This window comes from Hymenobacter polaris, from assembly GCF_012927305.1.
In the GTDB taxonomy this organism is placed as follows: Bacteria; Bacteroidota; Bacteroidia; order Cytophagales; family Hymenobacteraceae; genus Hymenobacter; species Hymenobacter polaris.
The window spans coordinates 41,858-55,775 of record NZ_JABBGH010000006.1; the positions used below are offsets into that span (position 1 = coordinate 41,858).

A 13,918-nucleotide genomic window follows, 5' to 3' on the forward strand; every position below is an offset into this window, starting at 1 on the left:
TAGTACTTGCGTGTTTAAGCAAGTGCTAAAATACGCAAAGTTTTCGCCGGGGCATTCCGCCGTTCGTGTGGTGTGCTGGCACCTCACAGCCCATTTCCAGCCACTCATCAACTTTCTCCCCAGGGCCTGATGGAGGCCGGTAGGTTTGCAGCGTCGAATTCCGAGCTGGCCGCGCCTGCGCCGGCCGGAAGGACAGCTTTTATTCACCTACCCATTCCTCCTATGGCTGAGCAAGATGAAGTGAATACCCCCACGCCGGAGCGCTGGTACATGAGTGCGGTGCCGACCTCCAACGGCAACCTTAGCGGCCATGGCCTGCAGCGCGAGCCCGCCGGTCACTCCCTCTATGAGATTCAGATTAATCCCGCCAACCCCAGTCAAGCGGCCCTGCTGCCGGCCCCCGGCGCGGATGGCCGGCTGCTGAATGCCTTTGACCACGCCCTGATGCGGGCTTTTTCCACCAACCGGCTCCCCGGCCGGGAGGATAAGTTTCTCACGGTAGAAAAGCCCACGCTGCTGGAAAAGGTGGGGGAGAATTGGAAAATCACTGAGCAGGGCCGCGTGGGCTACAGCGCCACCGAGCCCGAGCAGCGGCTGCAGGTATTTGGCCAGCTAACTCCACAGGCCGCCCAGCAAGCCGAACTGACCACGCGGGCCGAGGAGCTGGCCGGCAAGGTGGCCACCACTACGGGCGCTGTTCGCACTGAGACGGAAGCGGAACTGGAGGTAGTGGCCAACCGTGCGCAGCAAGGTCCCGACGAGAGCCGCGCCACTTACGCGGATGCCCTGCGCGATGAGGCCCGGGCGGAAGTAGGGGAGGGGCCAGGCAGCGAGCAGCGGCCCGTGCCCCCCGCGCCAGCCCCGGATGCCGCGGCCGGCGCGGAGCCGGTCGGAGAATTGCGCATTGCCTGGCAGCAGCAGGGCGGCGAAGTGGCCCCGCTGCTGGAAATGCGGGCCTACCTCGACCAGCTAAAGGAAGCCGGCGTAGCGGTTGGCGCTTTGCAGCTGGAGCGCGACCCGGCGGGCAAGCTCAGCGGCGGTTTCGCGGTGAGCTACGACCCGGAGTCGCACAAGCTGGGCCAGCTCGAAGCGGCCCTGCAAGGCTTTCGGCAAGTAGGAAGCGGGGTAGCCGTGGTAGAAAAGCCGGAGCAGGCCGCCGCCCGGCGGCAGGAAGTGGGCTACGATGACGACTACGAGCCCCAGCGCAGCAAGCAGGTGCGCGAGGCCTTCGGTGTGAAGCAGTGGGATGCACTCAGTGCCCAGCTTTCGGCCGTGCCCAAGCAGGCCCTCACGGCCCCGGAGCAGGTGCAGCAGGCCGCCGCTGAGCAGCGGGTGCAGCAGTTGGCCCAGCAGCAGGGCAAAACCACTGAGCAGGTCATCCGCGACGGCAAGAGCATTTTTGACATCGACACCAGCGGCAACCCCGCCTCGGCGTTTCTGAAAAACTTCTACGCCCACCTGAACGGCGGCCCCAAGACCCGGCAGAATCTGGAAGTCGACTACGAGAAAACCCGTCAGGATTTGCAGGCCCGCCTGACCCGCCACGCCGGCACGGCCCAGCCGGCACTTTCGCCCGGCCCGCTGGCCCCGGATGCCAAGGTTCCCGGCGGGGCGACTGGCCCCGTCGTGGGGGAAGCTGCCCGCCAGACCGTCGCGATGCCGGCCCCACCGGCGGCCCTGTTCCAAGCCAATGAGGTGCCGCAAAAAGTGCTGGCCTCCCTCGGGCTGAACCTAGCCGAGTTAACGGGCAGCGGGCAGCTGCAAAAGCTGCTCAGCGGTGAAAAAACAGACCTTTTGCCCATGCAGGTAGCGGGCAAGGAAGGGCAGGAACCCGTGAAGTTCGAGGGCAAGATGGTGCTGCACCGCGAGGCTGACGGCACGGCCACGCTCAAAATGGAATTGCCACAGGAGAAGCTGGTTATTCCCAACGAGATTGGCGGGCAACCCTTCACCCCCGAGCAGCGCCAGCGGCTCGAAACCGAGGGCAACGCTGGCCTGATGCGCGGCCTCAAGGACGAGCAGGGCCGCGAGTTCAACGGCTACGTGGCCGTGGACAAGGCCATGAACAAGGTGGTGGTGCTGCCCGAAAGCAAAGTGACGTTGCACGACACCGTGGCCGGCGTCAAGCTGACCCCCGAGCAAAGCCACGACCTGCGCGAGGGCAAGGTGGTAGCCCTGGCCAACATGGCCAGCGGCAACGGCGGGCAGAAGTTCGACGGCACCGTGCAGGTGAATGCCGCCAAGGCCTGCATCGAGGTGAAACCGGCCGCTCACGAGCTGAGCCAGCGCCAGGCCCCGCGGGCCGAGCAGACGGTGAAAGCCACCACTACGACCGTGGCCCCAGCCCCCGTGAAAGCCGAAGCGCCCCAGGTAAAAACCCGGGGCCCCCGCCACTAAGCTGGCCTATCCCAATCCCTCCTCTTCTCATCCTACAAGCCCGGAAGCCCACTTCCGGGCTTCTTTTTTCTGCCTTCCATTCTTCGAAATCATCCGCTTTACCATGGAACACGAACTCACCTTCCAGAAGATTAAAGAGCAGGTTGAGCTGCCCGAGCTGCTGAGCCACTTCGGCTACAACCTCCGAAAAGGCGAGCACCTGGGCAAGGGCAAGTGGCATGTCTTCGAGGGCGATGACACGCTGGTAGTGTTCAAAGGCCGGGGCGGCGACTGGATGTATTTCAACGCCCAGGACGACCGCGACAAGGGCAGCGTCATCGACTGGATGAAGAACCGGGTCAGCTCCGACCGCATCTCTGGCATTGGTCCGCTGCCGGGCCGCAACCTCTGGCAGTCGGTCAACGACCACTTCCGCGCTTACCTCAACCTGCCCGAGGCGCAGCGGCCCCGGCTCGACCTGCCGCCCATTGTGGAAACCGCGCCCGGCGAGAAGTTCCACAGCATCTATACCCAACACTGCCGGCCGCTCGAAAACACGGCCTACCTGGAAGGGCGCGGTATTACCAAAAGCACGATAGATAACCCGCAGTTCGCCGGCCGCATCCTCAATCAGCTTTACACGGTGCAGAAAGAAGGGCTACCGGCCAAAACCTACGTTAACACGGCTTTCCCGGCCTACCACGAGGGGCGGGTAGTGGGGCTGGAGCTGAAGGGTGAAGGCTTCAAGGGCCAGGCGCCCGAAAGCCAGTTTACCCGCTCGCTGTGGCTGAGCAAGCTGCCCGAGGGCCGGCCGGCGGCGGTGCTGGTAGTCAGCGAGTCGGCTATCGATACGCTGTCCTATGCGCAGCTGCACCCCGGTGAAAGCGCCCTGTATGCTTCCACGGCTGGCACGCTCACCCAGAACAAGATTTTCGAGCTGAAGCGGCTGCTCAGCGAGGAGCATATTCCGGCCATCCGAGCTGCCTTCGATAACGATACGCAGGGCCACCACTTCGATACCCGGCTGCTGGCAGGGCTGGCCAGCGAGCAAAACCCCATGAAAGTGGTTCGCGAGCACGAGCACCGGCTGACCGTCGAAATCACGGCCGCCCACCCGGCCGGCGTGCAGGCGCTGAGTCAGCACCTTAAAAGCTACAACGACCAGGCCACCCGGCAGTACGCCCAGGAAAACGGGGAGCAGGGCAACCCGGCCAGTAGTCAGACCCTGCGTGACGAGTTGATTCACTCCAACAAGCTGGGAGCCCACACCTACCAGTTTCATGTGCCAATGAGCCGCGAAGCGCTGGGGGCTTTCAATCAGGCAGCCAGCCAGGCACTGGCTTTCGAGCACCGGGTGGAGCTTGTGAAGAGCCAAGGCAAGGACTGGAACCAAGACCTGAAACAGGACCAGTTGCAGCGGGTGGTGCAGCGCGAGCTGGGTGGTGTCGACGAGGACCAGTACGGCTTCGGCCAGCAGCACTGGGACAACCCACCCATCGAAGGCCAGGGCAAAATTGCGAAGTTGCACGAGGCGCAGGCCCAGGCCCGCCGCCAGGGCGAGCGGTTGCTCGTGGTCGAGTTGCGGGAAAGCCGCGATGCCGTGGCGCTGCTGCCCACCCTGCGCGAAAATCTCGAAAAAGTCGGGCTTACCATTGACCACGCCCTCAAGATTGAACCGACTGCGGCCCGCGAAATTGCCACGGAGCTAACGCTACGCTACCGGCTGGATTCGCCGCAACTGCCAGCCATCAGCGACGCGCTGGATGCGTTGCGGCAAAATCCCAGAACGACGGTCATTGAGCCGGGGCCGGATGCCACGGAGCGCCGGCAGCTGGCCATAGCGCAGGAGCAGCAGCGCCGGGCCGGCCCTGAGTTGGTGCCCAGTGATTCTCCCGCCCACGACCAGGCCCGGCAATCGTTTATCGAAGCTGCGGGCCTGGTGGCCCGGGAACTGCGCGAGAGCGCCGCCACGCTGAACGCGGCCCGCTTGCAGGAAGTCAGCCGGCAATTGCTGACCAAACCGGCGCTGGAAGGCCTGAACCGGGAGAACGTGGAGAAGGTGCTGGCCGTGGTCGATAAGCTCGACACGTTGAAGGATAACCCCGCCGTGCAGCAGCTGCGCCAGGCCGTGCGGCAATTGGAGCAGCCCGCCCAGACGCAGCCTGTACCGCAAAAGCCACGGCCCGGCCCCCGCTTGTAAGCCGGCAATGCTGGTGCAACGGACTTGGCCGTTTTCAGCCGCTCCATAACCGGGGCGGCTTTTTTGTGTGCGGCAAGGCGGGTGCTTACGTGGCGGGCGGCAGGAGCAAGGCCAGTAGCTGCTGCTGCAGCTGTTCCATGGCCGTCATGCGCTCGGCAAGCTGCCCGATGGCGGCCAGGATTTCTTCCGTTGCCGGAGAGGCCTGGGCGGTGGCCACGGCGGTGGGCGTGCGCCCGCGCTCCTTGCGCCGACGGGCTTTGATTGCCGACTGACTTTCGAGCGGGTGGGCCCGCCCGGCCCGCTGGTTGCAGGCCGCTACCCGGCAGGGGCTGCCGCAGTATTTCTGTACCCACCGCTTCTTGGGGACAAACTTTCGCCGGCAGTATTCGCAGGCAATCTGGGAAGTGTCGAGGAGTGACAAAGGCGTTTCGCGTTAATACCAATTGCAAGTAACGAAAACACATTTTGTGTCCTATGAATCGCTACCCGGCGGTCGCAGGTTTGCAGCGATGAACCTGCTCCGAATTTTTGCTCCGACCTTCCAACGGGCTACCGCCCCGCCGTCCCGTGATGGAGTTGTATCTGCTCCCCCGGCTAAATCACGCTTGCAGCCCCCATAAGCGGGCTATAAATGAGCGTGCATTTCTGGCAAAGCACTGATTTGTATTGGGTTGACCTTCTGACAGCATCAGATAAACCGCTCACCGGCTTCGCTCACCTTTGCGAGTGTCCGAGCTGGGCAACCCCAACATTTCCCGGATTCAAAAAAAAGTTTGCCATTCACCCCCATTTGGACTGCCGACGATGTGGCAGGGGGGCTACTTAGTCTCGTCGGGGCGAATTAACGCCGCCTCGCGCAAATCTGGTTACTCACTTCAACCCCCGGGTCTGACGCCCGACTTTCTGAACACCTAACATGAGTACAATTAACATTGCCGTTTACACGGCCCTGCTGACCTTGGTAGCCGCCGGGCTATACGTCATTTTTCGATTCGTACAGCTTTACCGCGAAGTGACCCGGCCCCAGGTGCCGGTGTCGGCCCCGGCGGCCCCGTTCGTGCATCCCGGGAAAAAAGTAACGACCTACACCTTTTCGGTTATTCAGGAAGTGGTGGTGCCACCCGCCCCGGCGTCCGCGCCTCGCCCTGCGCATTAGATGGGCGGGCAGGTTTGCTTACGTTGTGTAGTACTGGCTCAGCAACACCAGCAACCCCAGAGCCAGGTAGATGCCGAAGCGTTGAAGTTTCAGGGCGGGCTTATGATGGTGGCACATGCGGGGCCAACACGGCCCCCGGCCATTCCGTTGCATTTGGGCGGCGTCCCGTATAATTCGGCTTTCGAGCTACTTGGTTATGGCCTATCCCGAAGACGATACTGCCGGCATGACGCAGCTCCTGCGCTACGTGCTCACCATCGACAATATGTGCGGGCCGGACTGCATCGGGTGGGTGCGCGAGCGGCTGGTGGGCCTGGGCCTGGTAGTGGACCGCGTGGCCGTGGGCGAAGCCGAAGTGGCCACGGCCCACGTCAACGGCCCCGACCTCAACGCCATTCATGCCGCGTTGGAAAGCGGCGGCTACCAGTTGGTGGGGGCCGTAACCAAAGTCGGCTAGCCAAAGGTGGAATGAGCACAAAGCCCATTTGTTAATCAGGCCACAGTAGTGCTGACTACGTGGCTGCGGGCTTCGGGCTCGCCCTGCTGAGTTTCGTGCTGCACGTAGTATTCCAGCAGGGTGCCGGGCGCAAAAGTGTCGGTATCAAGGAAGGGCGAGCGGGCGTTGACGGCCACCCGCTGCCAGGTGGAGGCCTCGCCTCCGACGCGGCGAAAGACGTGGGCAACTTCCAGCAGCTCCTTTGAGAAAGCTAGGTGGCGGCCGTTGGGCTCCAGGGTCAGGTCAATTTTGGCGGTGTGCATGCGCAGCGTAGTGGAAAAGGGTGAGGTCAGGCGACCATGCCCAGAATTAAAAACAGGAGGAAGCCCACAAAAAAGGCCAGCGTGAGCAGCGGCGTTTCGGTTTCCTCGTGCGCTTCGGTCAGCAACTCCTCGGTGACCAGAAACAGCAACGCGGCCAGGCCAAAGGAAAGCACGATTTCCAACAAGTTGCCGGTGGCCCCGCGCAGCACTGTGGTGCCAATGCCCGCCCCGACCAATAGCATGAGCGAAGTGCCGGCCACAATCGCGACGGCCCGGCCCTTGCCGTGGCCATCCTGCCGCAACTCAATGGCCGTGGCCAAGCCCAGCGACAGCAGCTCGATGGTGAGGGCAATGGCCAGCAGGGTGCCTTCCTTCGCGCCCGCCGCAAAGCCGATGCCCAGCAGCAGCCCGTCAATGAGAATATCAATGCCAATGGCCACCAGCAGGCCCCAGGGAAGGGAGGCCGCGGTGGGTGGGGCGGTTACGCCGGCGCTTCCGGCCGGCGCATCGCCTACTTCCCCAGGCTCCTCTTTCTTTTCGAGGCGCTGGGTGAAGTAGCGCAGTCCCAGCATGGTGGCCACGCCCAGCCCGAAGCCCAGCGCCACTTCGTAGGGCGCATGGTGCTGCACAATGTCGGGCAGCAGCTCGACGGCCACGACCGAGAAGATGACGCCCGCTGCGAAGTGCAGAATGGCGCTGCGCAGCTTCGGGCCGGGGGCCCGCCACACGGCCAGGGCCGCGCCGGCAATCATGACCACGGCCGGCAGCAGCGAAAAGCCCAGCATGGTGGACCAGGGCGGAGTGACGGCGGCGGGAATAGTAAGCAGCATGGATGAAGCGGATGTAAATGTTAGTGAGAGGATTTTGCCGCGTGGGACTTGAGCCAGCGCTGGTACTGCTTGATTTCGGCCTGCTCGTCGCGCACAATCTGGCGGGCGGCGTTTCTCACTTCCGCGTCCTTGCCATAGGCCAGCTCGGTTTGGGCCAGGGCCACCCCGGTTTGGTGATGCACCTGCATAATCGTGGCAAAATCAGCATCAAGGGTGCCAGGCAGGGGCGGCGGCTGACGCAGGGGAGCCAGCGCGGCGGTAATACGCCGCACAAACGGGTCCTGGGCGTTGCCCGGCCGGTATTCCTGGCCCGCCGGCGGCTGCCGGGTGAGGGCCAGCGTGAGCACGTGGTTGTCGCGCTCATGGCCCTTGAGCACGTGCTGGGCCAGGGCGCGAAGGGTTGAGTCTTTGCCGTGCGATAGTTCTACCGCCGCCAGCCGCTGGGCCCCGCCGTGGTGCACGCTCATCAGGCGGGCAAGGTCCTCGTCCCAGCACCCGAGGCGGTGCACCGTATCGAGCTGCTGCGCGACCAACTGCAGGGTGTCGCCCAGGGCCGGGGGCGCGGCCACGGGAGCCAGCTTGGGCTTGGCACCGGCGTGCACTTCCTGCTCGTGCTCATCGGTATCGTGCCGGGAGCTGCAACTGATAATTATGCTGGAAATAAGCATTACGAGCCACGGGCTAATGGCACGGAGGGGCCATGTGATAAGTAGTGCAGCATAAGCTAATTAGAAAAACCCTCAAACATTAGGAGAAATACACGGCGCTGCCCCATTTCAAAATATTGGACAAGTCAGCATTAGAGCTGTACTGTAGCCTGTCAACCAAGGCTGTAATTGCTGTATGCTGTGTTTCCGGCTCGATGGAATTGAGCTTGTCAATTATGCCCGCTTCTCCAGCAATCAAGGTGAGCAGTGCTGATTGATAGGCACTGAAATAGGTCGCCCCTGACTGGCATAATCCCTCAGCCACCAAAGCACCAAGCAGCATAGCTACTAGCGAGTCAGCCATCCATAAGTGCGAGAGAACGTCTTGATTATCGCTGGTTACAACATGACCAAAGCCCACATTTAGGAACTCTCCAATCTGCGTGTTGGCCCCGCCCTCACATACATTTAGGAACAAAAGCCGAACGTGCGGGTGCTGAACCGTAATGGCCGCGAGTTCGGTGAGACTCACTGCTTCGGTATGAGAAAGGGCGAAGCTGGAATTATCGGGCTCGTAGTAGCCCCTTTCACCATGCGAAGAAACCCAGATGATATCATAATCGGGGCTACGGTAGGCATCGATAAAGTCCTGCTTTGTCGCAGTGCCCTCTATCAATACAGTCAGTTTTGCCCCGGCTTTTTCGAAAATGTAGGCGAGCGCATTACCTTCCATTTCCGAGGTGACGCTGCTACCTTGCCAGAATAGAACGTGACGGGGGCGTAGGTAAGCGCCCTTGTTTTGCAGGCTTGTATAAATGGGGAATGTAACCTGCAGCTCTTTTAGCATCAACGCCTGCAATGGCAGTTGATTAAAATTAAAGGGACACAAAGCAGTTACCCCAGATATATCTAGTTGCCCGAGCTTCTTAAGATTGTAGAAGCTAGAAACCGTTCGTTCAAACTCGCGGCCGAGTGGCAATATCGGAAAGCCTATTGTTCTTTCTGGCACTGGCGTAATCTGGCCCGGCGTTCCCCTGAGTACATGCAACTGACTCAATGCCTGATTAGCCATATCCACCAAAACGGGCACGGCAACGACATTATCCTGTTCGTGAACCGCCAACCCTCCCTTCGCACAGTATAGTACTCCGTCCTTAGCATTGGGTAAGATAAAAAGGATAGAATCCCGTGGTGCCCAATCAGCATCAGGATGGTAGTAAGCTGTCAGCAAAGTCGCCAGTTCCGTAGTGGCGGCGTGCTGGCATAGGGTTAGAATAACGTTGTTTAATACTTTGAAGAGACGTGACTTCTCGTACGTAATGTCAATCAAGGTTTTAGCCCTGGCTTCTACTTCATGACTAAACTCTCTGACTGCTGTAAGAATGGCGTCGAAATTCGTTTTAATAGCATCAATACTGTTGTCTATCTCGCAGGCAATCTGCATCTTGTCTTGGGCGGAAAGTGTGCCATGAGCTTTTAACTCTGCGTAGATAGACTCGCGTTGAGCAGGCTGTTTGCTTGTTAGCACCAAATGGACACCTAGATGCTGTTTCTCCGCGCTAAGCGGCCCCCAGCTAAGCTCGCTGTATACAGTGCTGATAATATCCAAGATGTCTTTGGCTTTGTCAGGCTGTTGGTATTCAGTTGTCCACGCGTATAGCTGTGTGAGCAGAAAGGCTCCATCCATCGTAGTTGCGCGTATGACTTCAGCTGCCCACTTAATGGACAGTTCTAGAAAATCCTGGCATAATTGGGATAACCCGCTAAAGGAACGTGAATAGTAAAAGAGCTGTCCCAGCCACAGCGTGATGATTTGCAAAACGTCCACGCCAAGCGCAAACTGCCATGATTGTGGATTTGCAAATCGCCAGAGCCGCTCCGGTTGCGACTCATATTGCTCCCCATTTTTCATGGTTCTGCCATACAACGACTTTGTTAAACAGTCGAACACATCGAGCATGGCGCCCCGTTGGTTATAAGTGCCGGCTGCTTTCGCCCCGTGAATCAATAGAAGCAAATCAAGTCCAGCGAACGGAAGCACCATCGCCGGGTGCTTCTTCGCAATGATTATATCATCAAAAATGAGGTTGATGTGTTTTCTGAATTCGTCCAGTGTTAACTCTTGAGCAAGAGCACACTCTACAGTAAATATGTCTTCAAGCACAAAAACCAGATGTTGGTCAGCAGGATGGTAGTCCTGTTCCCAAAACGTTTCAACTTCTTGGCTGTAACGACCAGCATATACCGCTGGGAAAACGTCTCTTATCTTCATTGTTGATAATCTGCTTTGCTGGTGAAGTCCATCCGTTGAATCCGCACGGCGTTGAGAATGGCCAGCAGGGCCACGCCCACGTCGGCAAACACCGCTTCCCACATGGTGGCCACGCCGCCGGCCCCCAGCGCCAGCACGATACCCTTCACGATAAAGGCCAGCCAGATGTTCTGCCACACCACGCGGTGGGTGGCGCGGGCAATGCGGCGGGCCGTGGCAATCTTGCTCGGGTGGTCGGTTTGAATCACTACGTCGGCCGTTTCGATGGTGGCGTCCGAGCCCAGCCCGCCCATGGCAATGCCCACGTCGGCCAGGGCCACCACCGGGGCATCGTTCACCCCGTCGCCCACAAAGGCCAGCTTGCGGCCCTCGGTGAGGTACTGCTGCACGTAGTTGGCTTTGTCTTCGGGCAGCAGCCCGCCGTGGGCTTCGCTGATTCCTAATTCTTTGGCTACGCGCTGCACGATGCTGTCCTTGTCGCCGGAGAGCATGACCAGCTTGCTGATGCCGTCGGCTTTCAGCTCCTGCACGGCGCGGGCCGCGTCCTCTTTCGGGGCGTCGGCCACGGTGAGGTTGCCGGCGTATTTCCCGTCCACGGCCGCCACCACAATGCTGTCCACCACCTGGTCGACTTCGGGCGGATAGGCCACGCTGAACTTGGTCAGCAGCTTGGTGTTGCCCGCCAGTACGTCGCGGCCGTCCACTTTCCCTCGCAGGCCGTGGCCAGCGATTTCCTCCACGTTATCGACGGGCACGCCCGCCGCGGCCGCCCCGACGTGGGCCACCACCGCCTTGGCAATGGGGTGCGTCGATTTGGTTTCCAGCGCCCCCACCAGGCGCAGCAGCTGCTCGGGGGTAGTGCCGGCCGCCGGCTGCACCTGCTGCACGGCAAATACGCCCTGCGTGAGCGTGCCAGTCTTGTCCATTACCACGGTATCAATTTCGCGCAGCACGTCCAGGAAGTTGGAGCCCTTAAGCAGGATACCCGCTTTCGAGGCCGCGCCAATGCCGCCGAAGTAGCCCAGCGGAATGCTGACGACCAGCGCGCAAGGGCAGGAAATGACCAGAAACACCAGCGCCCGGTAGAGCCAGTCGCGGAACACGTAGTCGCTCACCACGAAGTAGGGCACCACAATCAGCAGCACGGCCAGCCCTACCACGATGGGGGTATAGATTTTGGCAAACTTGGTGATGAACTGCTGCGTTTTGGCTTTGCGGCCCACCGCGTCCTGCACCATGGCCAGGATTTTCGAGAGCTTGGTGTCCTTAAAAGCGGCCGTCACCGTCACCTGAATCAGGGATTCCAGGTTAATCATGCCCGCCAGCACGGCCTCGCCCGGCTGCTTAGTTTGAGGGGCCGACTCGCCAGTGAGAGCGGCCGTGTTAAAGCTGGCCGCCTTACCGTTGAGGGTGCCATCGAGGGCTACTTTCTCGCCGGGCTTCACTTCCATCACGTCGCCTACCTGCACCGCTTTGGGGTCGAGCACCAGGGGCTGGCCGCCGCGCACCACGGTCACTTCGGTGGCCTGAATTTCGAGCAGGGCCTTGATGCTGCGCTTGGCGCGGTTCACGGCCGCGTCCTGAAACAGCTCGCCCACGGTGTAGAACAGCATCACGGCTACCCCTTCCGGATACTCACCGATGGCAAAGGCCCCGAGCGTGGCCAGGCTCATGAGCAGAAACTCGTTGAAGATGTTGCCGCTGGGAATGCTGAGCACGGCGGCTTTCACCACCTTCCAGCCCACCAGCACGAAGGCCAGCCCGTACCAAACCAGGCGCACGTAGCCGCTGAAAAAACCGACTTTATAGTAGTCCAGCGCGATGCCGGCTAGCAGCAGCGCGAAGCTGATGCCCGGCACCAGATAGGGGTTCGGTTCGGCTGGGCCGTGGTCGTGCTCGTCGTCGTCGAGGTCCAGCTCGCCGGGGTCGTGCGCGTGGCCGGCGTGGTCCTCATCGGCGGCGGGGGCGTGGTCGTGGCCGGCCACGTCGTGGCCCTGGGGCGCGGCGGCGGCTTCGGGCGTGAGCTGGTCGCGGCTGAGCGCGCCCACGTTTTCGGGCTGCACCTGCTTGGCGGTGTTCAGCTCCTCGCCAAGCTTATCAGATGTAGGCATAAGTGAGTCGTATGAAGTAAAAAGCGTGGTAAACAGAGTCCCTATCACTGAACTGGGAGCTTCAAACGGGATGAATCCGAAGCAGTGTTACTTTTGGTGCAGGCCACCAATGCCTTGCTGTTCAGAAGTCTTCTCTTTAGCCGTCCCTTCAACATGAGTGCTAGCCCGTCGTCCGACTCTGCTATTCCAAGCATGGAAGAATATGTGAAATCCTTGTCGGACAAAGATTTGCAGGACTATTACGAGTTGATGACTACATCATCGAATAGAGCGGGAACTACTGTATGGGCGAAGAAATCTGCTAAAAATGTTGCACTTGCTTGTAAGAATGAGCTTGGCACCCGTGGTATACTTGGCCCTCATTCAGCCCATTAGTCCTCTTCCTCCTCGGCGTTTTTGAGCTTGCCGAGCAAGGCGTAGGCTCCCTCTACGACAAAGCGCAGCTGTTTGCCCTGCTCGGTGGCCGGTAGGTGAAATTCGGTGTAGCCGTCTTCGCTCACGCCCCGCGTCACGGGCACGAGGCGGTAGGTGGCCCGGCCGGCGGCCGGGCCCGAATCGGTGGCCACGAACACGTAGGACTGGGCCCCGTACTGCACCACCGCTTTTTCCGGCAGGGTGGGCACGGTCACGCGGTTGGTTTCGATAACGGCCCGCACGAAGGTGCCCGGCAGCAGCTGCTCGTCTTCCCGGTCCAGGTGGGCGTGCACCCGCACGGTGCGCTCGTCGCTGATGGTTTTGCTGATGAGGTACACGTGAGCCGTGCGCTCCCGGCTCAGCGAGTCATTGCCCAGGGAAAAGCGCACCAGCTGGTTTTCCTTCACCTGCGGAATGTCCTTTTCAAACACGGTCAGCTCGACGTGCAGGTGCTCGGGGTTGACGATTTCAAACAGCACGTCGGTGGGCGTCACGCTCTGGCCGATGCTCACGTTCACCGCCTTCACGAAGCCGCCTTTGGGGGCTCGCAGGATGGCCGTGCTCACGATGGTCCCGCCGATGGGCAGGCCGGCCAGACGCAGGCGGGCGGCCTGGGCATTGGTTTTCACTTGCAGGGCCTCGTACTCGGCCTGGGCACGCTGGAAGTTCTTTTGGGGCGCTACCTCCTGCCGATATAGCTCGCCCTGGCGCTCGTATTCAGCTTTCGCAAACTTGAGTTGGCTGCGGGTTTCCTGGTAGTCCTGCTGCAGCTGCACAAAGTCGGGGTTGCGGATGACGGCCAGCACCTGGCCGGCGCGCACCCGCGAGCCCTGCAGCAGGTCGGTCCGGTCCACAAAGCCGCCCAGCGGGGCGCTGACCGATACCAGATTTTCGGGCGGCACGTCGAGCACGCCGTTCACTTTCAGCCCCCCGCTCATGGGGCGCTCGGTGAGGGCGCCCAGGCGCACGCCGCCCACCTGCTGCTCGGCAGCGGTGAGCGTGACGCGGTCGGCGGGGCCTTTCTCGGCCGCTTCCCCGCCGGGAGCGGCGGCGGCCGTTTCTTCTTTTTCCGGGGGGGCTTCCTTGGAGCCGCAGCCGCTTAGCAGGCCGAGCAGCACCAGGGGGAGGGCTAGGTATCGCATGATGATTCTGA

12 protein-coding genes are annotated in these 13,918 nt (G+C 61.0%); 5 read left to right on the forward strand and 7 right to left on the reverse strand.

The genetic code is table 11. The features are described 5' to 3' along the window. Window positions 1–222 precede the first annotated feature (222 nt). A complete protein-coding gene (locus HHL22_RS23305; protein ID WP_169533846.1) occupies window positions 223–2,397 on the forward strand; it encodes a DUF3945 domain-containing protein in 2,175 nt (724 codons plus the stop codon). A 103-nt stretch (window positions 2,398–2,500) separates the two neighbouring features. After that, entirely contained in the window at window positions 2,501–4,576 is a 2,076-nt protein-coding gene (locus tag HHL22_RS23310) for a toprim domain-containing protein (RefSeq protein WP_169533847.1), read from the forward strand. An 85-nt stretch (window positions 4,577–4,661) separates the two neighbouring features. Here the strand turns inward: HHL22_RS23310 and HHL22_RS23315 are convergent, their stop codons facing one another. Further along, the gene (locus HHL22_RS23315) at window positions 4,662–4,997 is read right to left on the reverse strand and encodes a hypothetical protein (protein WP_169533848.1); all 336 of its coding nucleotides are present in this window, start codon (window positions 4,995–4,997) and stop codon (window positions 4,662–4,664) included. A gap of 495 nt (window positions 4,998–5,492) precedes the next feature. On the opposite strand from HHL22_RS23315, the gene HHL22_RS23320 reads away from it, so the two are divergent. Together HHL22_RS23320 and HHL22_RS23325 are read left to right on the forward strand one after the other, a co-directional pair. Continuing rightward, window positions 5,493–5,732: a hypothetical protein gene (locus HHL22_RS23320; RefSeq protein ID WP_169533849.1), complete on the forward strand. Its 240-nt coding sequence runs from the start codon at window positions 5,493–5,495 to the stop codon at window positions 5,730–5,732. 196 nt (window positions 5,733–5,928) lie between these two features. Then, on the forward strand, window positions 5,929–6,189 hold the full coding sequence (locus tag HHL22_RS23325) for a hypothetical protein (RefSeq protein ID WP_169533850.1): 261 nt from the start codon (window positions 5,929–5,931) through the stop codon (window positions 6,187–6,189). Window positions 6,190–6,224: 35 nt separating this feature from the next. On the opposite strand, the gene HHL22_RS23330 is transcribed toward HHL22_RS23325, so the two are convergent. From HHL22_RS23330 to HHL22_RS23350, 5 genes are all read right to left on the reverse strand, one after another. Next, window positions 6,225–6,491 (reverse strand): hypothetical protein, encoded by a 267-nt coding sequence (locus HHL22_RS23330; RefSeq protein ID WP_169533851.1) that lies wholly within the window; start codon window positions 6,489–6,491, stop codon window positions 6,225–6,227. Between the two features lie 26 nt (window positions 6,492–6,517). Continuing rightward, window positions 6,518–7,321 (reverse strand): ZIP family metal transporter, encoded by an 804-nt coding sequence (locus HHL22_RS23335; RefSeq protein ID WP_241738260.1) that lies wholly within the window; start codon window positions 7,319–7,321, stop codon window positions 6,518–6,520. Window positions 7,322–7,341: 20 nt separating this feature from the next. Next, window positions 7,342–7,989 (reverse strand): DUF305 domain-containing protein, encoded by a 648-nt coding sequence (locus HHL22_RS23340; protein WP_169533852.1) that lies wholly within the window; start codon window positions 7,987–7,989, stop codon window positions 7,342–7,344. 79 nt (window positions 7,990–8,068) lie between these two features. Then, window positions 8,069–10,240: a CHAT domain-containing protein gene (locus tag HHL22_RS23345; RefSeq protein WP_169533853.1), complete on the reverse strand. Its 2,172-nt coding sequence runs from the start codon at window positions 10,238–10,240 to the stop codon at window positions 8,069–8,071. Continuing rightward, entirely contained in the window at window positions 10,237–12,351 is a 2,115-nt protein-coding gene (locus HHL22_RS23350; RefSeq protein WP_169533854.1) for a heavy metal translocating P-type ATPase, read from the reverse strand. The genes HHL22_RS23345 and HHL22_RS23350 overlap by 4 nt, the downstream gene beginning before the upstream one ends. Window positions 12,352–12,444: 93 nt before the next feature. On the opposite strand from HHL22_RS23350, the gene HHL22_RS23355 reads away from it, so the two are divergent. Continuing rightward, window positions 12,445–12,726, forward strand: a complete 282-nt coding sequence (locus HHL22_RS23355) for a hypothetical protein (RefSeq protein ID WP_169533855.1) — start codon at window positions 12,445–12,447, stop codon at window positions 12,724–12,726. Here the strand turns inward: HHL22_RS23355 and HHL22_RS23360 are convergent. Continuing rightward, on the reverse strand, window positions 12,723–13,907 hold the full coding sequence (locus HHL22_RS23360; protein ID WP_169533856.1) for an efflux RND transporter periplasmic adaptor subunit: 1,185 nt from the start codon (window positions 13,905–13,907) through the stop codon (window positions 12,723–12,725). The genes HHL22_RS23355 and HHL22_RS23360 overlap by 4 nt on opposite strands. Window positions 13,908–13,918: the final 11 nt, after the last annotated feature.